The organism is Streptomyces fructofermentans, assembly GCF_014651055.1.
In the GTDB taxonomy this organism is placed as follows: Bacteria; Actinomycetota; Actinomycetes; order Streptomycetales; family Streptomycetaceae; genus Streptomyces; species Streptomyces fructofermentans.
Window position 1 is genome coordinate 205,291 of the sequence record NZ_BMWD01000011.1, and the last position, 19,431, is coordinate 224,721.

Here is a 19,431-nt window from a genome sequence, read left to right on the forward strand (position 1 = left end):
GCAGGGCGTGACGGCGGCCGGGACGGGGCGGGGCACGCAGGAGGCAAACCCGGACAGGGCAAGGCAGGCGCACGAAAGGCGCACGAAAGGGCGGGGGTACGGCGGGCGGCGCGGGGTGGGGCCGTGCGGTCTAGCCCTTGCCGAAGGTCCGGTCGCGGTGCTCGCGCCACCGCGCCATCAGCTGGACCAGCTCGCCGTCCAGGTACTCGAAGAAGGCGAGCGTCTCCGCGAGCCGCTCCCCCGCGGGGGTTCCGGCGCCCAGGCTGTCGACGCCCTCGCGCAGGGACTGCTCCCAGCGCGTGAGCACGGCGTCACGGCTGGTCACCGCCTCGTACCACTGGTCGCTGTGCACGCGGTACCGCTCGCGGCGGGACCCGGGTTCGCGCTCGCGGGACACCATGTGGACCTGGGCGAGATAGCGCACGGCACCGGAGACGGCGGCCGGGCTGACCCGGAGCTGGTCCCCGAGTTCGGCCGAGGTCATGGCACCCGAGTCGGACGCGAGCAGCGCGGCGAAGACCCGGGCGGCCATGCGCTGCATCCCGGCCTCGACGAGCTGGGCCGCGAAGCCCTCCACGAATTTCGACACGGCCCGGGAGTCCCGTCCCGCCGTGCTCGGCTCCGTCATCGCCCGATCATCTCCCTGCCTCGCCGGCCGCTCCGAGTCTATCCGCCGTTCATGCGTTTCCTTAACTTCACAAATTTCTGAAACAAGCGTACTTTCTGAAGCATGACGCAGGCCATCACCGTCGCCGGACTCCGCAAGTCGTTCGGCACCACGCACGCCCTGGACGGTCTCGACCTGGAGGTCGAACCCGGTGAGGTGCACGGCTTCCTCGGCCCCAACGGCTCCGGTAAGTCCACGACCATCAGAGTCCTGCTGGGCCTGCTGCGCGCCGACGCGGGCGCCGTCCGGATGCTGGGCCGGGACCCGTGGGCCGACGCGGTCGAACTGCACCGGCGGGTCGCCTACGTACCCGGCGACGTGACCCTGTGGCGGAACCTGTCCGGCGGCGAGGTCATCGACCTGTACGGGCGGCTGCGCGGGGGCCTCGACGCGGCACGCCGGGCCGAACTGGTCGAGCGGTTCGAACTGGACCCGACGAAGAAGGGCCGGACCTACTCCAAGGGCAACCGCCAGAAGGTCGCCCTCGTCGCCGCCTTCGCCTCGGACGTCGACCTGCTGATCCTGGACGAGCCGACCTCCGGCCTCGACCCGCTGATGGAGGCGGTCTTCCGGCGGTGCGTCGCGGAGGAGCGCGACCGCGGCCGGACCGTGCTGCTGTCCTCGCACATCCTCAGCGAGGTCGAGGAACTCTGCGACCGGGTCAGCATCATCCGCGGCGGCCGGACCGTCGAGAGCGGTTCCCTCGCCGACCTGCGCCATCTGACCCGCACCAGCGTCACGGCCGAACTCAGCGGTCCGCCCGACGGGTTGGCACTGCTGCCGGGCGTCCACCACCTGGAGGTCCGGGGGAACCGCGTCGGACTCCAGGTGGAGAGCGACCGGTTGAACGCGGTGCTGCGCTCTCTCACCGAGTCGGGCGTACGCACGCTGACCTCGACGCCGCCGACGCTGGAGGAGCTGTTCCTGCGGCACTACCAGGACGGAACGGGCACTCCGGAGGTGGCGCGATGACCGGCGTGGCGGCGGACGCCCGCTTCGCCGTACGGGACGCGGGGCCCCGCCGCCACGCCGGTACGGGAACACTGCTGCGGCTCGCGCTGCGCCGCGACCGGCTGATGATCCCGCTGTGGGTCGGCGTGATCGCCCTGATGGTGCTCTCCATGCCTGGCGCGCTGGACGGCGTCTACCCGACGGCGGCCGAACGCGCCGACGTGGCACGGCAGATGCTCGCCAACAACTCCCTCCGGGCCACCTACGGGCCGGTGTTCGGGGACTCCCTCGGCGGCCTCGTCGCCTGGCGCGCCGGCGTCTTCACGGGCGTCTTCGCCGGAATCATGAGCCTGCTGGTCGTGGTGCGGCACACCCGGGACGAGGAGGAGAGCGGCCGTCAGGAACTGCTCTCCGCGGGCATGGTCGGGCGGCGCGCCCCGCTGAGCGCGGCGCTGCTCGCGGCCCTCGTCGCGAACGCGGCCCTCGCCCTCCTGATCACGGCCGGCCTCGCCGGGCAGGGCGTGGCCGGGGCGGCGGCCCTCGGGCTCGGCACGGCCGGGACGGGGATGGTGTGCGCGACGGCGGCGGCCGTGGCCGCGCAGGTCACGGAGAGCGCGCGGCTCGCCAAGGGGCTGGCGGGCGGGCTGCTGGGCGCGATGTTCGTGCTGCGGGCGGCGGGCGACTCCGCGGTGGACGACGGTTCCTCGGTGCTCACCTGGCTGTCCCCGGTCGGCTGGCTGGAGAACCTGCGGGCCTTCGCGGGGGAGCGGTGGTGGGTGCTCGTCCTGTTCGCCGCGGCCGCCGGCCTCCAGGCCGCGGTGGCGTACGGGCTCGCCGGGCGCCGTGACGTCGGCATGAGCTTCCTGCCGGCCCGGCCGGGACCCGCCACCGGCAGGCTCGGCACCGCGCACGCGCTGGCGTGGCGGCTCCAGCGCGGCAGCCTGCTCGGCTGGGGCCTCGGCTTCCTGGCCGCGGGGGCCGCGTTCGGCGGGATCACCAAGGGCGCGGCGGACCTGGTCGGCGACAACGAGCGGACCCGCGAGATCATCGAGCGGATGGGCGGGCAGTCCGGGATCACCGACGCCTTCCTGGCCACGATGGCCGGCATGCTCGGGATGATCGCCGCGCTGTACGTCGTGCAGTCCGTGCTGCGGCTGCACGCCGAGGAGACCTCCCAGCGGGCCGAGCCCGTCCTCGCGGCCGCGGTCGGCAGGCTCGGCTGGGCCGCCGGCCATCTGCTGATCGCGTTCGGCGGAGCGGCCGTGATCATGCTGCTCGGCGGGCTCGGGCTCGGCGCCGGCTACGGCCGGGACGTCCCGGCCGTCCTCGGCGCCTGTCTGGTCCAGCTGCCGGCGATCTGGACCGTGGGGGGTGTGGCGGTCCTCCTGCACGGGCTGTCCCCGCGGGCGGCGCCGGGGGCGTGGGGCGTGGCGGGCGCCGTGCTGCTCCTCGGCTGGATCGGTCCGGCCCTCGGACTGCCCGCGGCCGTGCTGGACCTCTCCCCCTTCGGCCATCTGCCGAAGCTGCCCGGCGGGGACATGGCGTGGACCCCGCCGCTGGCGCTGACGGCACTCGCCGCGTCGCTGGTCGCGCTGGGACTGACCGCCCTGAACCGCCGCGACCTGGCGACCGGCTGACCCCGGCCTCCGAATCCCCGTGCCGCAGGCCGTGAGCGGCCGGACGCGGACCTGCTTCCGGTGGCCGTGAAAGCCGGCCCGAGGCCCGCGGCCTCGGGCCGTGCGCGGGCCCGAGCGGCCGTGGGGGCGTGCCGGGTCCGGAGTCCGGGGCGCCCAACCACCCGCGGCGCGAGGGTGGTTCACAGTTCGACGAGCAGGCCCTCCATCCCACGGATGACGAAGTTCGGCTTCAGGCGCGGTTCGGCCGCGAGCCGCAGCGTCGGCGCGCGGTCGAGCAACGCGCCCATGGAAGCGGCGAGTTCGAGGCGGGCGAGCGGGGCGCCGATGCAGTAGTGGATGCCCGCGCTGAACGAGATGTGCGGGTTCTCCGCCCGGGACAGGTCGAGTTCGGCGGGCCGGTCGAAGACCGCGGGGTCGTGGTTGGCGGAACCGAAGAGCAGCGCCACCTCGCTGCCCCGCGGGATCACCGTCCCGTCGACCTCGATGTCGTCCAGCACCCACCGCTCGAACATCTGCAACGGGGTGTCGTACCGCATCAGTTCCTCGACGGCGGTGCCCACCAGCCCGCGGTCTGCACGCAGTGCCGCGAGCTGCTCGGGGTGCCGGAACAGCGCCGACCAGCCGTTCACCGTGGCGTTTACCGTCGCCTCGTGCCCCGCGTTCAGCAGGAGCACGCAGGTCGAGATCATCTCCTGCTCGGTGAGCCGGTCCCCCTCGTCGTGCGCGGCGATCAGCCCCGAGACCAGGTCGTCGCCCGGCTTCTCGCGGCGCACCGCGATCAGGTCGTGCAGGAACTCCGTGAACTCCACCGACGCGCGCACCGCCCGCTCCGCCGTGTCCTGCGGCGGATTCAGCTCGTACATCCCGCAGATGTCCGCCGACCAGGGCCGCAGCTGGGACCGTTCGGACTCCGGGATGCCCAGCATCTCCGCGATGACCGCCACCGGGAGCGGCTCGGCCACCACCGTGAGCAGGTCACCGCCGCCCGCCGCGACCAGCTCGCCGACCAGCTCGGACGCCAGCCGGTCCACGTAGGGCCGCAGCCGCTCCACGGTCCGCGGGGTGAACGCCTTCGACACCAGCCGCCGGATGCGCGTGTGGTCCGGCGGCTCCAGGTCGAGCATCCCGTGGTCGTTCAGCACGTGGAAGGGCTCGTGCTCGGCCGGCGGCGCGGTGCGGCCGAAGTCCTCGTGCGTGAAGCGGTGCTGGTAGGTGCGGCCCAGCCGCCGGTCCCTCAGCAGCGCCGACACGTCCGCGTGGTGCGGCACCAGCCACTGGTTCGTGGGCGCGTAGTGGTGCACCCGTCCCTTGGCACGCAGCTCGGCGTACGCGGGATAGGGATCGGCCACGAAGGCCGGGTCCCAGGGGTCGAAGGACTGCGGAGTCTCCAAAGCTGCCATACCCGGACGCTAGCCGCAGACACCCCCGCTGACCAGGGCCGTCCGTCCCGCCCGCCCGTCGCTAGCCCGGAGTGACGAGCCGTGCCTCGTACGCGAACACCGCCGCCTGGGTGCGGTCCCGCAGGCCGAGTTTCACCAGGATGCGGCTGACGTGGGTCTTGATGGTGGACTCGGCGACCACGAGCCGCCCCGCGATCTCGGCGTTGGACAGGCCCTGCGCGATCAGCACCAGCACCTCCGTCTCCCGCTCGGTCAGGTCCCCGTACGCCGCCTGCGCGGTGGCCGACAGACGGGGCGTCTCGGCCAGTTTCGAGAACTCCGTGATCAGCCGTCTGGTCACCGAGGGCGCGAGCAGCGCCTCCCCCGCCGCCACCACCCGCACCCCGTCGGCGAGCTGCCGGGCAGAGGCGTCCTTGAGGAGGAAGCCCGAGGCACCGGCCCGCAGGGCCTGGTACACGTACTCGTCGAGGTCGAACGTGGTCAGTACGAGCACCTTCGCCGTGCCGTCCGCCGCGACGATCTCGCGGGTGGCCTCGATACCGTTCATCTCGGGCATCCGGATGTCCATCAGGACGACGTCCGGGCAGAGTTCGCGGACCCGCTCGACGGCCTCCCGGCCGTTGACGGCCTCGCCCACGACCTCGATGTCCGGCATCGCGCCGAGGAGCACCGAGAAGCCCTCGCGGACCATCGCCTGGTCGTCGGCGATCAGAACCCGGATGGTCACGGCCGCTCCTCCGCCGGAGCGGTCGCCGCCGGAACCGGCAGGAAGACCGCGACCTCGAAGCCGCCCTCGTCCGTCGTGCCCGAGGTCATCTCCCCGTCGAGCATCGTCACGCGCTCACGCATGCCCGTGATGCCGTGGCCGGCCCCCACCGAGGGCTTGGCCAGTCCCGTCGCGGGGCCGTTCACGATCCGCAGCCCGAGGCCGCCCAGCACGTACCCGATCTCGACCCTGGCCTCGGCGCCCGGCGCGTGGCGCAGGCTGTTGCTCAGCGCCTCCTGGACGATGCGGTACGCGGACAGCTCGACGCCCTGCGGGAGTTCTCGCACCGCCCCCGTGACCGCCTTGTCCACCCGGAGTCCGGCGTCCCGCACGTTCTCCAGGAGCCGGTCGAGGTCGGCGAGCCTGGGCTGCGGGGCGTCCGGGGCCTCGTAGTCCTCGGCCCGTACGACACCGAGGACGCGGCGCAGCTCGGAGAGCGCGACGACGGCGTTCTCCCGGATGACGGCGAAGGCGTACTCCAGCTCGGGCGGCGGGTTCTCCACGCGGTAGGGCGCGGCCTCCGCCTGGATCGCGACCACCGACATGTGGTGGGCGACCACGTCGTGCAGTTCGCGGGCGATCGTCGTGCGTTCCTCCAGCAGGGTGCGCCTGGAGCGCTCGTGCGCGGTGACGGACTGCTGGGCGGTCACCTTGCGCGCCGCCTCGTGCCGCACGTGCCAGACGGTGACGAGCAGCAGCACCAGGGCGCTGACGAAGAGGAACGGCAGGGTGTTCGTGTAGTAGTGGCCACCGGAGAAGAAGAACTCCGCGAGGACGCCGTACGCGGCGGTCACCGCCCACATCCAGGCGGCCGTGCGGGGTCTGGTGCGCAGGGCGACGACCGTGAGCACCACGAGGTGGGTCGCGAAGCTGCCGGGCAGCCAGGGCCAGTCGCTCCAGGAGTCGCCGAACAGGGCGGTGACCGGGGTCGCCGCCATCGAGACCCAGAAGGCGCCGACCGGCCTGACCAGGGTGAGCAGGATCGTGGCCAGCGAGAGGAGTCCGGTGAGCAGTTGCGGGAGGTCGCTGCCGCCGTTGCCGGCGAGGGAGATGAGCAGGGCCAGCAGCCCGGCCGCCACCACCACCGCGTGGGGTATCCACACCGCCCGTTCCTTGGGGCGGTCGGGCAGCATCCGGGTCACGGTGCCGTCCACCCGCATGCGGGCCAGCGGGCGGTAGGCGAAGGCGTCGTGGAACAGGTCCTGCCGCAAACCGCGCAGGGCGTCCTTCGCCAGCTGGAACTCGGGGCTGCGCGGCCTGGCACCGCCCGCCGGTGTCGTCTGCGTCTGGGTCGTCTCGGTCACGTACAGAACGGTAGGCGTCGGACGGCTCGCGGTCGTCACCTGTGAGAAGGGTCCTCGGGGATCCCCCTCAGGTACTACGGACGGCACGGCCGCGGGGACCGCGCTGCCCCGCGGGGACCTCCGGCCCCACGGGCACCCGTCCGGCGCGGCGGAGCACGGCCCGCACAGCGGCGCGGGAGGACGGGCTGCGGCACCGACGGCACCCGGCCGGGCCGGAGGGCCTTCCTACCAGGCGAGTTGGGTGATCTCCTCGGCGACCACCGCGCACGCGTCCGCCGCCGGGTCGATCAGGGGGAAGTGGCCGACGTCCTCCAGGAGCGTCAGGCCCACCACCTCACCGGCCTTCGCCGCGGCGTCCGCGTACGCCTCGGCGACCGCCATCGGGACGACGGCGTCCCTACGGCCCTGCACGAGCGTCGTGGCGATCCCCGTCGGCAGCAGCAGCGCCGGATCGGCGTACGGTCGGCGCTCCTCGAACCGCGCGTCGCCGCCCAGGAGCTGCCGGGCGGCGCCGGAGCAGACGTCCAGCTTCCCGGCCACCTCGAAGTCGGCGATCGGGGCGAGGGCGACGACGCCCCGCAGCGGCGCGGGCCGGTCCGTGCGCCAGGGGGAGCCGGCGGGCAGCAGATGGCGGGCGGCGGCCCACAGCGCGAGCTGTCCGCCCGCCGAGTGCCCGGTCACGACCGTCCGGCCGGGGTCGGCCTGCGGCAGCGCCGTGCGCACCAGCGCGGGCAGCGCGTCGAGCGCCGCCGCGATGTCGTCGAAGGTGTCGGGCCAGCGGCCGGCCACGGGCCCCTCGCCGCCCTGTGCCGGGATCGTGCCGCCGCGCCGGTACTCCACGTTGGCCACGGCGAAGCCGCGCCTGGCCAGGAAGTCCGCGAACGGGGTGACGTGCCGGCGGTCGTACGGGGCCCGCCAGGCGCCACCGTGCAGGACGACGACGAGCGGGGCCCGTTCCTCGCCGCCGCGCGGCGCGTAGAAGTCGACGACCTGGTCGGGATGGTCGCCGTACGCGGCGGTGGCGTCGGGGTCGACCGGCGGATGCGAGAAGGCCGACTCCTCCTCCGCGGCGTCGCGGGCGTCGTCCGTCATGCTCCAGCCTCTCAGCGGTACGGGGTGCGTGTTCACCCGGGGCGGCCCGCGCCGGGACCGGCGGGCCGGGCGGCTCGCCCAACACGCTCCGGCGGGCGGACCGTTGGCGGGACGCTATCAGGCCGGTGACGTGTGTGATCACGTGGCCGTCACACAGGGTGAGGGTTAAACGGTTCTGCCGTTTCGTTACGCTGGCACCCGCAGCACCGGGTCCACCCCCACGAAGGAGCCCACCATGAGCGCCGAGCCCGGCACCGGCACCGCACCCGCCGCCGAACCCGGCACCCTGCGCCCCGGCGGACGGACCGCCCGCGTGCGTGCGTCCGTACTGCGGGCCGCCGGGGACGTCCTGGCCGAACAGGGCTTCGCCGGCCTCGACCTGGCCGACGTGGCCCGGCGGGCCGAGGTGGGGAAGACGACCGTGTACCGGCGGTGGGGATCGGTCACCGGGCTCGTCGCCGACCTGCTCGCGGACATGGCCGAGCAGTCCCTCCCCCGCACGGAGACCGGGTCGGTCCTCGGCGACCTGCGCGCCAACGCGGACCTGGTCCGGCGCACGCTGGCCGACCCCCGCCAGGGAGCCCTGTTCCGGGCGGTGATCGCCGCCGCGACCTGCGACGCGCGCACCTCCGACGCGCTGCGCCGGTTCTACGAGGTACGGGTGGCCGAGTGGGCACCGTGCGTCGAACAGGCCGTCGCCCGGGGCGAGTTGCCGACGGGCACGGACCCCGCCGAGGTGGTGCGGGCGGTCTCGGCGCCCCTCTACTACACATTGCTCACCACGGGTTCCGCCCCCGGCCCGGACGCCGCCTTCCGGGCCGCGGACGCCGCCGTCGCCGCCGCCCGGGCGGGGGTGTTCCGCCCCGCGGCCGACGTGTGACGGCCACCGTCCGGCACCGGCCGGCGCACGGGACCGGGGTGCCGGAACCGGACCGCCTAGACGGGTGCGCCGGCCGGCTCCCCGGCCAGCACCTCGGCCAGCACGCGCGCGGCGCGCTCCACGTCGCCGAACCCCACGTACAGCGGCGTGAAGCCGAAGCGCAGGACGTCCGGGGCGCGGAAGTCGCCGACCACACCCCGTTCGATCAGGCTGCGCATCACCGCGTCGGCCCCCTGGCAGCGCAGCGCGACCTGGCTGCCCCGGTCCGCGTGGGCGGACGGGGTCACCGACTCCACCGCGCCCTGCGGCACGTAGGCCGCGACGCACTCCAGGAAGAAGTCCGTCAGGGCGAGGGACTTGGCGCGCACCGCACTGACGGACACGTCGTCCCAGACCTCGAGGGCCGCCTCCAGCGCGAGCATCGACAGGATGTCGGGGGTGCCGACCCGGCCGCGCAGCGCACCGGGCGCGGGGCTGAAGTCCGGGGTCATGCCGAAGGGGTCGGCGTGCGAGTTCCAGCCCGGCAGCGGTGAGTCGAAGCGTGCCTGCAGATCCCTGCGGATGTACAGGAAGGCCGGTGAACCCGGGCCGCCGTTCAGGTACTTGTAGGTGCAGCCGACCGCGAGGTCCACCCCGTGCTCGTCGAGGCCGACCGGCAGCGCGCCGGCGCTGTGGCACAGGTCCCACACCACGAGGGCGCCCGCCGCGTGGACCGCCGCCGTCAGCGACGGCAGGTCGTACAGCCGGCCGGTGCGGTAGTCCACGTGGTTGAGCAGCACCACGGCCGTGCGCGGCCCGACCGCGCCGGGCACCTCGTCCGGCGCCACCGGGCGCAGGGTGCAGCCGGTGAGCCGGGCCGCCGACGCGGCGATGTACCCGTCCGTGGGGAAGGTCGTGGCGTCGACGAGGATCTCGTCGCGCCCCTCCCCCGCGAGCCGTACCGCCCCGACGAGGGCCTTGAAGAGGTTGACGCTGGTCGAGTCGCCGACGACCGTCTGCCCGGCCGCGGCACCCACCAGCGGGGCTATCCGGTCGCCGATCCGCTCCGGCGCGGTCCACCAGCCGCTCTCGTCCCAGGACCGGATGCGCAGCGAGCCCCACTGCCGCCGTACGACGTCCTCGACACGTCCGGGCACCGAGCGGGGCAGCGCCCCGAGCGAGTTCCCGTCCAGGTACACGACGTCGTCGAGCACGAACCGCGCCCGGACCGACGCCAGTTCGTCCGCGGCGTCCAGCTCGGCCGCGCGCTTCGCGTACGACTCAGACATGGGACCGCGCCGTCCACAGCTCGGGGAAGACGTTCTTGCGGGCGCGCTTCTCCAGCCACGCCACACCGGCGGAGCCGCCCGTGCCCGTCTTCGAGCCCATCGCCCGCCGCGTCGCCACGAGGTGGTCGTTGCGCCAGCGCCACACCAGCTCGGCGACGTCGGTCAGCGCCTCGCCCAGCCGGGCCGTCTCGGAGCTCTCGTCGCCCGCGTACAGCGCGGTCCACACAGCCTCGACCTCGGGGGACGGCTCGTAGCGCAGGGAGACGTCACGGTTCAGGACCTCGGCCGGCACCGCGTGGCCGCGCCGGGCCAGCAGCCGCAGCACCTCGTCGTACAGGCTCGGCTCCTGGAGCGCCTTCTCCAGCTCGGCGTGCACCCGGGGCGCGCCGCGGTGCGGCACCAGCATCGAGGCGGACTTCTCGCCGAGCAGGAACTCCATCCGCCGGTACATCGCGGACTGGAATCCGGAGCCCTCGCCGAGAGCGCCGCGGTACGAGTTGAACTGGGCCGGGGTGAGCTGGGCCAGCGGCCGCCACGAGGCGTTCAGCGCCTCCAGCTCACGCACCGAGCGCTTCAGGGCCGCCACCGCGACCGGCACGTCGTCGCCGCGCAGCGCACGCGCGGCGGTCTCCCACTCGTGGACGACGACCGTGAACCACAGCTCCATGACCTGGGTGGTGACCAGGAAGACCATCTCGCCGGGGTCGTCGGAACGGGTGTGCTGCAGGTGGGTCAGGACGTCCGCCTGGACGTAGTCCTCGTACGGGGTCGTGCCCTGGAAGTCGAGATGCGGGGTCTCGGGCTCCGAAGCCTCTTGGGGCTGAGCCTGCTGGGACATCGCTGTCTCCTGTTGTGTGCTCCGGGTAGCGGTCCGCCCCTGCCGAATTCCGACACGGGGGCCCCGGTCCCCACCGGCATCCTCCACAATCGTCCCCCGAAACCGCAAGGTCCGCCCGGTGTGACCCCGGGCGGACCTGCGCGAACACGGCCTGAGGCCTAGCCCAGTGTCTGGGCCGCCGCCGGCGAGGAGTCCTTCAGGAACTGCGAGCAGCGCTCGTACTCCGCCTGCTCGCCGATCGCCTGCGCGGCACGGGCCAGGCCGTGCAGGGCGCGCAGGAAGCCGCGGTTCGGCTCGTGCTCCCACGGCACCGGGCCGTGGCCCTTCCAGCCGCCCCGGCGAAGGGCGTCCAGACCGCGGTGGTAGCCGGTGCGGGCGTACGCGTACGACTCGACGACGCTGCCGCGCTCGTACGCCTCGTCGGCGAGCTGCGCCCAGGCGAGTGAGGACGTGGGGTACTTCGCGGCGACATCGGCGGGCGCCGTGCCGTTCGCGAGGAGCTCACGCGGCTCCGGATCGTCGGGCAGGTGGGTCGGGGGCGGTCCCCCGAGCAGGTTCTCGTGAATGGACATGGGTTCCAGTCTGCCTGGCCCGGGGCCCCCGGCGGGCACCGCGGGCCGTCCCGGCCGGGCGCGGTGCCCGCCGGGCCCGCTCACTCCAGACGTGCCCGCGCGCGGTTCGGCTCCAGCGGCGGTGCCGTCACACTGCCGTGCGTGAGGCACTCGGGGCGCAGGCAGTCCGGCGGCGGCTTGCGCACGGTCGTGAAGGCGATCACCGCGCCCACGACCAGGATGCCCGCGCACAGGGGCATCGCGCGCCGGAACGCCTGGTCGAAGGCGTCCGCGGAACGGTAGGCCTCCTCGCCCATCCCGACCAGCAGGGGCAGCGCGGCGACCGCGACGAGACCGGCCGCACGGGCCGCCGCGTTGTTGATGCCGCTGGCCAGACCCGCCCGCCCGGCGTCCACGGAGGCGAGCACCGTCGCGGTGAGGGGTGCCACCAGCGCCACCATGCCGACGCCGAGGACCAGCACGGCGGGCAGGACGTCCGAGACGTACGAGGCGCCCTGGCCCACCCGCAGCATCAGCAGCATTCCGGCGGCCGCCAGCAGCGGGCCCACCGTGAGCGGGATGCGCGGGCCGATGCGCTGGCCCAGCTCGCCCGAACGGGCCGACAGGAACAGCATCAGGACGGTGGTCGGCAGCAGGGCGACCCCCGCTTCGAGGGCCGAGTACCCGGCGACGACCTGGAGCTGGAGCGTGCACAGGAAGAAGAACCCGCCGAAGGCGGCGTACACGCACACGGTGACCGCGTTGACCGCCGAGAACTGGCGGGACGAGAAGATGCCGAGCGGCATCATCGGGTCGGCCCGCCGCCGCTCCACGGCCACGAAGGCCACGCCGGACGCCACGCCCGCCGCCGCCGAGACGCCGACCACGACCGGCGAGCCGACGGGCGCCTCGATGAGCGCGTACGTCACGAGCGCCAGGGACAGCGCGCCGAGGAACGCGCCGAGCACGTCGAAGCCGCGGCCGTGCACCTGGTCGTCCTTCGACTCCGGCACGTGCCGCATGGCGATCGGGGCGCACAGCAGGGCGAGCGGGACGTTCAGGAGGAACACCCAGCGCCAGCCGGGGCCGTCCACGAGCCAGCCGCCCAGGAACGGGCCGATCGCCGCGCCGACCCCGCCGAAACCCGACCACAGGCCGACGGCCCTCGCCCGGTCGTCCGGGTGGAACGACGCCTGGATCAGGGCCAGCGAGCCGGGGGTGAGGAGCGCGCCGCCGACGCCCTGGAGCGCGCGGGCCGCCACCAGGACGCCCGCGCTCGGCGCGAGCCCGCACAGCAGGGAGGCCGCGGCGAACCAGACCACGCCGACGACGAAGACCTTCCGCCGCCCGAAGCGGTCGCCCAGCGCACCGCCGAGGAGGATCAGCCCGGCGAGGGTCAGCATGTACGCGTTGACGGTCCACTGGAGCGCGGCGAGGTCCGCGTCGAGGTCGCGGCCGATCGTCGGCAGGGCGACGGTCACCACCGTCGAGTCCAGCATCGCCATGCTCGACCCGAGCACGGTGGTGAGCAGGATCCACTTCCCGGTGGAACTGGAGATCCTTACGGACGGGGACTCCTGCGCGGGGGCAGCCATGGTCGGAGCATACGGACAACGCGGGGGCCCGGCCCCCCGAAGGAGGCCGGGCCCCGGCCGGTCGGGCCGCCGCGCGGGCGCGGCGGCGCCGCCGGTGGCGCTACTTGAGCCTGGTGCCCGTGGAGCGCAGGGCGGCGCAGGCCTCGGTCACCCGCTGGGCCATTCCGGCCTCGGCGAGCTTGCCCCAGGTGCGGGGGTCGTACTTCGACTTGGTGCCGACCTCGCCGTCGACCTTCAGGACCGCGTCGTAGTTGCGGAACATGTGGTCCACGACCGGCCGGGTGAACGCGTACTGGGTGTCGGTGTCGAGGTTCATCTTCACGACGCCGTTCTCCAGCGCGGTGGCGATCTCCTCGGCGGTGGAGCCGGAGCCGCCGTGGAAGACGAAGTCGAACGGGCTCGCCTTGCCGTACTTGGCGGCCACGCCCTCCTGGAGGTCCTTGAGCAGCTCGGGGCGCAGGACGACGTTGCCCGGCTTGTAGACGCCGTGCACGTTGCCGAAGGACGCGGCGAGCAGGTAGCGGCCCCGGTCGCCCAGGCCGAGGGCCTCGGCGGTGCGCAGGGCGTCGTCGACGGTCGTGTACAGCTCGTCGTTGATCTCGTGGCTGACGCCGTCCTCCTCGCCGCCGGTCGGGGTGATCTCGACCTCGAGGATGATCTTCGCGGCGACGGCCTTGGCGAGCAGCTCCTGGCCGATGGCCAGGTTGTCGGCGAGGGTCTCGGCGGAGCCGTCCCACATGTGGGACTGGAACAGCGGGTTCTCGCCCTTGGCGACACGCTCGGCGGAGATGTCGAGCAGCGGACGCACGTAGCCGTCCAGCTTGTCCTTGGGACAGTGGTCCGTGTGCAGCGCGACCGTGATGTCGTACTTCGCGGCGACGATGTGCGCGAACTCGGCGAGCGCGACGGCGCCGGTCACCATGTCCTTGTTGTGCTGGCCGCCCAGGAACTCCGCGCCACCGGTGGAGATCTGGATGATGCCGTCGCTCTCGGCCTCCGCGAAGCCGCGCAGCGCAGCGTGCAGGGTCTGGGACGAGGTCACGTTGATGGCCGGGTAGGCGAACTTGCCTGCCTTCGCCCGGTCGAGCATCTCGTTGTAGACCTCGGGGGTTGCGATGGGCATCTGTCCGCTCCTTGTATGTGCGGGTCTGTGTACTGCTGCTGCTGCCGCGGTACGACGGGGACTGGTGCTTATGGCCCTGACCTAGGGGGGCGACGTCATCGTCGGCCCCATCCTTCCAGACGTCGCCGGATGCTCCCGACCCCCTGTCCGGCATGCGGGACCGGGCCGTCGGCGGGGTCCCGCGGGCGCTACCTCAGTCGAGCCCCAACTCGCCCTTGGAGTAGGCGAAGAGGTACGGCACGCCGGCACCGGCCTCGATCTTCTCGGCGGCGCCGGTGGCACGGTCGACGATCGTGGCGACGCCCACGACCTCGGCCCCGGCCTCCCGGACGGCCTGGACGGCCTCCAGCGGGGAGCCGCCCGTGGTCGAGGTGTCCTCGACGACGAGGACGCGGCGGCCCTCGATCCCGGGGCCCTCGACACGGCGCTGCAGACCGTGCGCCTTGGCGGCCTTGCGGACGACGAACGCGTCCAGCGTGCGGCCGCTCGCGGCGGCGGCGTGCAGCATGGCCCCGGCGACCGGGTCGGCGCCCATGGTCAGCCCGCCGACGGCGTCGAACTCCAGGTCGGCGGTGAGGTCGAGGAGGACCTGGCCGACCAGCGGCGCGGCCTCGCCGTCCAACGTGATCCGGCGCAGGTCGACGTAGTAGTCGGCCTCGAGACCCGAGGAGAGGGTCACCTTGCCGTGCACCACGGCCTTGTCCTTGATCTGCTGCAGCAGCGCGCCGCGTACGTCCGTCATGCCTGTCAGCTTAGAGGCGCCGCCAGGTCCAGGTCGTGGCGGCTTCCAGCGGCTCGATGGGCGTGACGAGGCGGGGCGCGGTGTTCAGGCCGTTCGGCGGGCCGGTCTGCGGCTCCACGCACACGGCGGCCTCCTGCTCGTCGTAGACGACGACCCACTCCTCGCGGGAGGCCACCTTCAGCTCCAGCCGGCCCGGCCAGGTGAGGGTGACGTCGACGCCGCCGGGCATCCCGAAGCAGTCGTCCCAGGGGCCCGGCAGCGGGTCGACGCGGCGGCCGGTCGGCAGGTGGTCGTCGCCCCGCTCCTCCTGCCAGGCCGCGGTGAAGTCGATGCGGACGTCCTGAGCGCCGTCGCCGCCGAGGGAGCGGTTGAACCAGGGGTGCCAGCCGATCTGCGCCGGGAAGGAGACGTCGTAGGTCTCCACCGACATGGTCAGCGACAGGTTGTCCTCGGTCAGGGTGACCGCCTGGGTGACCCGGCCGGAGTACGGCCAGGGGTCGACGAGGTCGTACGTGATGACGGCCTCGTCCGCGCTCTTGCGGGCCGTGCTCCAGACGCCGTCGCGGGCGGTGCCGTGGATGGCGTGCGGCGGGGCGTTGAGGGGGAGGGCGTGCGGGGTGCCGCCGTTCAGGAAGCGGCCCTCGCGGGTCCGTCCGCACCAGGGGACCATCGGGAAGCAGCCGAACTTGTCGCCCTGCCGCAGCAGTTCGGTTCCGGAGACTCGGAGGCCGGTGACCCGGCCGCCGGCTGCGGGGGACACGGTGGCTTCCGCGTCTCCCGCGGTCAGGGTGATGTCTTCGTTACTCACGCGAAGACCCTACTGTCCACGGCACCCGCCCCGCGCCCCTGCCCGACCCGGGCCCCACGATCCCGTCCGCCCGCGACCCGGCCGGGGGACTCGGGCCCACCCGAACCCCCTGTCTGCGGCCCAGTGGGGGGCGGATCGCGCAGTTCCCCGCGCCCCTGAGGTGACTGAGGCCCACCCCGAGCGCCCTACAGGGGCGCGGGGAACTGCGCGGGCAACCACCGGCCCGCCGCACCCGGCAGCGAAACCGCCCACTCCGGGACGCGGGGAAAGGCGGGCGGCGTCAGCGACGGCGGCGGAGGGCCCGGCCCACCACGATGGCCGAGGCCAGCGCGACGGCGGCGGCAGGCGCGGCCCACCGCAGAGCGGCCCCCGTCCCCGTGGTCACCGGCGCAGGCACGGGCGCGTACCGCCCCCGCGGAGGCGCATGGTCGACCTCCTCCGCACTCCGGCCGATCATCGTCCGCCGCGCGTGCGCGGCCTCCGCCGGAGCGTCCGGGGCGGGCACGACACCCCCGCCGTCCTCCGCATCGACGGCATCGACGGCATCACCGGCATCCGCCTCGAACCCGCCGGCGAAGTCGCCCTCGGCGAAGGGAGCGGGCGCGGACGGCGGCGGCGGCTCACCCGGCTCACCCCCGCCAACCGAGTCGGCCCCGCCCCCGTCGTCGGAGGCACCTCCGCCGGACCCCGTCACACCCTCATCGGCCGCGACCACGGCCGACAGTCCTTCCGCGAAACGGTCGAGCAGCCGCGTGCCCGCGGACGACACCGCGTCCGGCGGCAGTTCCGTGACCCGGCCGTCGGCCGAGGCGCTGCCCGAGACCACGACGGTCGAGCCCTCCTCCGCCGGACGGAGGACCAGCGTCAGTGCCAGCTTCACCGATCCGCTGCCGCGGGCCTCGGTGGCGTCGGCCTCCACGGCGTACGACCCGTCGTCCCGCGCGGACACCCGCAGCGTCCCGCGGTACGTGATGCTGTGCCCCCCGACCCGCACCTTCAGGCGGCCGGAGACGGGCGCCGTCCCCGCGTCCTGCTGGAGCCCGGGCACCGCCCGGGCCACCCGCGCGGGATCGGCCAGAGCCTCACGGAGGGACTCGACGGGAACCGGAACGAACACCTCATGCTCCATGTCGGCCGAGCCTACCCAGACGGCCCGCGACGCGCCCCCGTATGACGGGATTCTCCCGGATCCACCGGCGGAGGGACTCAGTCGGCGTACCTCGGGTGCACGAGCGTCGACACGGGCAGGCCGGTCAGCCGGGTCCGCTCCGCGGCACGCGCCCCCGCCCGCAGGGACGGCACGTGCGGCGCGCCGGGCGGCGTCCACAGCCGGGGCCGGGCGCGGGACGCGAGGACGAAGCCCCAGTCGTGCGCGGCACGCGCCGTGCCCGCCCGCGCGCGGTCGTGCCCGCCGACGGAGTACGGCACGGTCCGCAGCCCGGTCGCCCGGACCGTCGCATCGACCGTCCAGAAGACCCGCGGGCGCGACGCCACGGGCCCGGCGTGCACGACGAGCCGCCCGCCGTCCGCGAGGACCCCGCGCGCGAGGCCGTAGAACTCCTGCGAGTACAGCTTCGTACTCGACGTGGCCCCGGGGTCCGGCAGGTCGGAGACCACCACGTCGTACGTGTCGCGCGGCGCCCGGCGCAGCCAGCCGAACGCGTCCGCGGCGGTCACCCGCACCCGCGGGTCCCGGAACGCGTGGCCGTTCAGCGCCGAGAGCGCCGGATCGGTGCGGGCCAACTGCACGAACTGCGTGTCGAGTTCGACGACGTCGACCCGTCGCACGTCCCGGTGCAGCAGCACCTCGCGCACGGCGAGACCGTCGCCGCCGCCGAGCACGAGCACGCGGGTGTTGCGGCCGTTCATCGCCGGCTGCACGAGGGCCCTGTGGTAGCGGCGCTCGTCCCCGCCGTCGGCCCAGAGCCGTCCGTCGAGGTAGAGGCCGAGCGGGCGGCCGTCGGTGTCACCGGTGAGGACGACCTCCTGGACGTCGGTGTGCAGCGCGACCCGTACGTCCTTGCCGTACACCTCCTGCCGCGCGGCGCGTTCGAAGTCGTCGACGAGGACGGCGGCGGAGCCGAGCACCCCCAGCACGGCGAGGTTGGCGGCGACCAGCAGCCAGCGGGCGCGACGGGTCAGGTCCTGGCGGAACAGGCCGAGGACCAGCGCGCCCCCGGCGATCGCGTTGACCGTGCCGGTGACCAGCGTCGCCGTCAACTGGCCGAGCAGGGGCAGGAGAAGGAAGGGGAAGGCGAGACCGCCGGCCAGCGCGCCCACGTAATCGGCGGCGAACAGGTCGGCCACCGCGCCGCCCGCGTCCTGCCGCCGGATGCGCTGGATCAGCTCCATCAGCAGCGGCACCTCGGCACCGATGAGCAGGCCGATGGCGAGCGAGAAGGCGACCAGGACGTAACTGGAGCCCCCGGTCCACGCCCCGCCCCAGTCGCCGGTCCAGGCGAAGGCCGCGTACAGGGCCATGGCGCTGCACCCGCCGACGAGGGCGAGCAGCGCCTCGACGGCACCGAACCCGGCGGCGGCCCGGCAGCGCAGGCGTTTGGCGAGGAGGGAGCCGATCCCCATCGCGAAGACCATCACGGACAGGACGACGGAGGCCTGGGTGACCGAGTCCCCGATCAAGTACGAGGCGAGGGCGACAAGTTCGAGTTCGTACACGAGTCCGCAGGCGGCGCAGACGAAGACACCCACGAGGACGAGGAACCGGCCGGTGGCCGGCCTGACCGGCAGACCCGCCGGGCCCGGACCGCTCCGGGGCGGCGCGGTGCCGGGTGGGGCCGGGGCGTGCGGTTCGATCACTCAGGGAACGCTACGTCACGGCCCAACCGCTTCCTGTCACCCACACGTGTGGAAACCGCGCACCGGACGCATACGCCTCTCCCGTCCCGGAGCCGGCCGGCCCCGGACACGGCCGATGCGCGGCGGTCAGGCCGGTGCCGCCACCCGTACGCCCACCCGCGTCCGGGTGGCGACCAGTTGGCCGTCCTGCGGATACGCGTGCCAGGTGCGCCAGTGCACCTGGCCGTCGTGCCGCTGCGCGAGCATCGCCGTGAACGCGTGCGGGCTGCCGGGGAACACTCCGGCGAGGCCGTGCGGATGGTCGGCGACCAGTGCGAGCAGTTCCTGCGCCCGCCCGGCGAACGAACCGCGCGACAGCGTCTCGACGCGCGCCGCGAACTCGTACTCCCAGTCGCCGACACGCTCGGCGACACCGAGCGGCAGCGGGCTGCTGCTGCCGGCGATGCAGGCGACCGTCTCCGAGCAACTGCCCCTCTCCTCCTCCAGAAGCACCTGGTGGGACGCGCCGAGCAGTCGCAACTGCAGCTTCGCGCCGGAGAGTTCGAGGTCGAGCGTCGCGAGCGCGGACAGCGGCTCGCGCCCCAGGGCCCAGGCCAGATCGGCCGCGCGTGTGTCGGTGTAGGCGGTGTTGAGGGTCGTGAGCATGGGTCGGCTCCGCTGCACGCAAAAGAGTGGGGTCGGTCCGCCGCACCCCGGTCGGCGCCGGGCGATTTCGGCCCGGTCGGCCAGGTCAGAAGGAAGGTCCGGGGTCTGCGTCGGCGAATACGAGGGAATCATGAACAGCGCGTCCGCCACAGCGTTTTTACCCAACTTCGTAGGGTTTCCATCCCCCCGAGGGCCCTACAGCTCAACTGTTCACGTAGGAAGTGCGCTCATCCCGCACGTGCGCGCCCTCGCGCCCCTCGGCACGCTCGGCGCCCACCGGGCCGCCGGGCCCGCACGATCCCCCGGAAAACCCCGGCACACGGGCGCGGCTCCCGGGCCACTGGCAC

General features: G+C 73.9%; 18 protein-coding genes. 3 read left to right on the forward strand and 15 right to left on the reverse strand.

Annotated features, from left to right (window positions below; translation table 11 throughout):
• Positions 1-130: 130 nt before the first annotated feature.
• Entirely contained in the window at positions 131-628 is a 498-nt protein-coding gene (locus IE265_RS17885; protein WP_190036579.1) for a GbsR/MarR family transcriptional regulator, read from the reverse strand.
• Between the two features lie 102 nt (positions 629-730).
• Between IE265_RS17885 and IE265_RS17890 the strand changes: the two genes are divergently transcribed.
• Positions 731-1,639 (forward strand): ABC transporter ATP-binding protein, encoded by a 909-nt coding sequence (locus IE265_RS17890; protein ID WP_190036580.1) that lies wholly within the window; start codon positions 731-733, stop codon positions 1,637-1,639.
• On the forward strand, positions 1,636-3,255 hold the full coding sequence (locus IE265_RS17895) for an ABC transporter permease (RefSeq protein WP_190036581.1): 1,620 nt from the start codon (positions 1,636-1,638) through the stop codon (positions 3,253-3,255). Before IE265_RS17890 ends, IE265_RS17895 begins: the two co-directional genes overlap by 4 nt.
• 179 nt (positions 3,256-3,434) lie before the next feature.
• Here the strand turns inward: IE265_RS17895 and IE265_RS17900 are convergent, their stop codons facing one another.
• The 4 genes from IE265_RS17900 to IE265_RS17915 form a co-directional block, all read right to left on the reverse strand.
• Positions 3,435-4,655, reverse strand: a complete 1,221-nt coding sequence (locus tag IE265_RS17900) for a cytochrome P450 (protein ID WP_190036582.1) — start codon at positions 4,653-4,655, stop codon at positions 3,435-3,437.
• Between the two features lie 61 nt (positions 4,656-4,716).
• Positions 4,717-5,382, reverse strand: a complete 666-nt coding sequence (locus tag IE265_RS17905; RefSeq protein WP_190036583.1) for a response regulator — start codon at positions 5,380-5,382, stop codon at positions 4,717-4,719.
• Entirely contained in the window at positions 5,379-6,725 is a 1,347-nt protein-coding gene (locus IE265_RS17910) for a sensor histidine kinase (protein WP_190036584.1), read from the reverse strand. The genes IE265_RS17905 and IE265_RS17910 overlap by 4 nt, the downstream gene beginning before the upstream one ends.
• 225 nt (positions 6,726-6,950) lie before the next feature.
• The gene (locus IE265_RS17915; protein ID WP_190036585.1) at positions 6,951-7,817 is read right to left on the reverse strand and encodes an alpha/beta hydrolase; all 867 of its coding nucleotides are present in this window, start codon (positions 7,815-7,817) and stop codon (positions 6,951-6,953) included.
• 235 nt (positions 7,818-8,052) lie between these two features.
• Here IE265_RS17915 and IE265_RS17920 point away from each other — a divergent pair, with 235 nt between their 5' ends.
• On the forward strand, positions 8,053-8,697 hold the full coding sequence (locus tag IE265_RS17920) for a TetR/AcrR family transcriptional regulator (protein ID WP_190036586.1): 645 nt from the start codon (positions 8,053-8,055) through the stop codon (positions 8,695-8,697).
• Positions 8,698-8,753: 56 nt separating this feature from the next.
• Here IE265_RS17920 and kynU read toward each other — a convergent pair whose 3' ends face one another.
• The 10 genes from kynU to IE265_RS17970 all read right to left on the reverse strand — a co-directional run bounded on the left by kynU (position 8,754) and on the right by IE265_RS17970 (position 19,084).
• Positions 8,754-9,965 (reverse strand): kynureninase, encoded by a 1,212-nt coding sequence (gene kynU / locus IE265_RS17925; RefSeq protein WP_190036587.1) that lies wholly within the window; start codon positions 9,963-9,965, stop codon positions 8,754-8,756.
• A complete protein-coding gene (locus IE265_RS17930) occupies positions 9,958-10,803 on the reverse strand; it encodes a tryptophan 2,3-dioxygenase family protein (RefSeq protein ID WP_190036588.1) in 846 nt (281 codons plus the stop codon). Before IE265_RS17930 ends, kynU begins: the two co-directional genes overlap by 8 nt.
• Before the next feature lie 158 nt (positions 10,804-10,961).
• Positions 10,962-11,375, reverse strand: coding sequence for a DUF3151 domain-containing protein (locus IE265_RS17935; RefSeq protein WP_190036589.1), 414 nt, complete (start codon positions 11,373-11,375; stop codon positions 10,962-10,964).
• Between the two features lie 80 nt (positions 11,376-11,455).
• Positions 11,456-12,949 carry an MFS transporter gene (locus IE265_RS17940; RefSeq protein WP_190036590.1) on the reverse strand — a complete coding sequence of 498 codons (1,494 nt, stop codon included), beginning with the start codon at positions 12,947-12,949 and terminating at the stop codon, positions 11,456-11,458.
• Positions 12,950-13,049: 100 nt separating this feature from the next.
• On the reverse strand, positions 13,050-14,072 hold the full coding sequence (gene fbaA, locus IE265_RS17945) for a class II fructose-bisphosphate aldolase (RefSeq protein WP_190036591.1): 1,023 nt from the start codon (positions 14,070-14,072) through the stop codon (positions 13,050-13,052).
• 193 nt (positions 14,073-14,265) lie between these two features.
• Positions 14,266-14,814, reverse strand: coding sequence for an orotate phosphoribosyltransferase (gene pyrE, locus IE265_RS17950; RefSeq protein WP_190036592.1), 549 nt, complete (start codon positions 14,812-14,814; stop codon positions 14,266-14,268).
• Positions 14,815-14,824: 10 nt separating this feature from the next.
• Positions 14,825-15,622 (reverse strand): aldose epimerase family protein, encoded by a 798-nt coding sequence (locus IE265_RS17955; protein WP_190036593.1) that lies wholly within the window; start codon positions 15,620-15,622, stop codon positions 14,825-14,827.
• Positions 15,623-15,902: 280 nt separating this feature from the next.
• On the reverse strand, positions 15,903-16,751 hold the full coding sequence (locus tag IE265_RS17960) for an SRPBCC family protein (protein WP_190036594.1): 849 nt from the start codon (positions 16,749-16,751) through the stop codon (positions 15,903-15,905).
• A 77-nt stretch (positions 16,752-16,828) separates the two neighbouring features.
• Entirely contained in the window at positions 16,829-18,439 is a 1,611-nt protein-coding gene (locus tag IE265_RS17965; protein WP_190036595.1) for a polyamine aminopropyltransferase, read from the reverse strand.
• A gap of 126 nt (positions 18,440-18,565) precedes the next feature.
• A complete protein-coding gene (locus IE265_RS17970; RefSeq protein WP_190036596.1) occupies positions 18,566-19,084 on the reverse strand; it encodes a DUF2617 family protein in 519 nt (172 codons plus the stop codon).
• Positions 19,085-19,431: the final 347 nt, after the last annotated feature.

What these genes read in the sequence shown, in the direction of transcription:
- IE265_RS17890 (WP_190036580.1), top strand. Translation starts at nt 731, where the DNA reads ATGACGCAGGCCATCACCGTCGCCGGACTCCGCAAGTCGTTCGGCACC.
- IE265_RS17885 (WP_190036579.1), bottom strand. Translation starts at nt 628, where the DNA reads ATGACGGAGCCGAGCACGGCGGGACGGGACTCCCGGGCCGTGTCGAAA.
- IE265_RS17970 (WP_190036596.1), bottom strand. Translation starts at nt 19,084, where the DNA reads ATGCTCACGACCCTCAACACCGCCTACACCGACACACGCGCGGCCGAT.
- pyrE (WP_190036592.1), bottom strand. Translation starts at nt 14,814, where the DNA reads ATGACGGACGTACGCGGCGCGCTGCTGCAGCAGATCAAGGACAAGGCC.
- IE265_RS17895 (WP_190036581.1), top strand. Translation starts at nt 1,636, where the DNA reads ATGACCGGCGTGGCGGCGGACGCCCGCTTCGCCGTACGGGACGCGGGG.
- IE265_RS17960 (WP_190036594.1), bottom strand. Translation starts at nt 16,751, where the DNA reads ATGGAGCATGAGGTGTTCGTTCCGGTTCCCGTCGAGTCCCTCCGTGAG.
- fbaA (WP_190036591.1), bottom strand. Translation starts at nt 14,072, where the DNA reads ATGCCCATCGCAACCCCCGAGGTCTACAACGAGATGCTCGACCGGGCG.
- IE265_RS17920 (WP_190036586.1), top strand. Translation starts at nt 8,053, where the DNA reads ATGAGCGCCGAGCCCGGCACCGGCACCGCACCCGCCGCCGAACCCGGC.
- IE265_RS17930 (WP_190036588.1), bottom strand. Translation starts at nt 10,803, where the DNA reads ATGTCCCAGCAGGCTCAGCCCCAAGAGGCTTCGGAGCCCGAGACCCCG.
- IE265_RS17940 (WP_190036590.1), bottom strand. Translation starts at nt 12,949, where the DNA reads ATGGCTGCCCCCGCGCAGGAGTCCCCGTCCGTAAGGATCTCCAGTTCC.
- IE265_RS17915 (WP_190036585.1), bottom strand. Translation starts at nt 7,817, where the DNA reads ATGACGGACGACGCCCGCGACGCCGCGGAGGAGGAGTCGGCCTTCTCG.
- IE265_RS17900 (WP_190036582.1), bottom strand. Translation starts at nt 4,655, where the DNA reads ATGGCAGCTTTGGAGACTCCGCAGTCCTTCGACCCCTGGGACCCGGCC.
- kynU (WP_190036587.1), bottom strand. Translation starts at nt 9,965, where the DNA reads ATGTCTGAGTCGTACGCGAAGCGCGCGGCCGAGCTGGACGCCGCGGAC.
- IE265_RS17935 (WP_190036589.1), bottom strand. Translation starts at nt 11,375, where the DNA reads ATGTCCATTCACGAGAACCTGCTCGGGGGACCGCCCCCGACCCACCTG.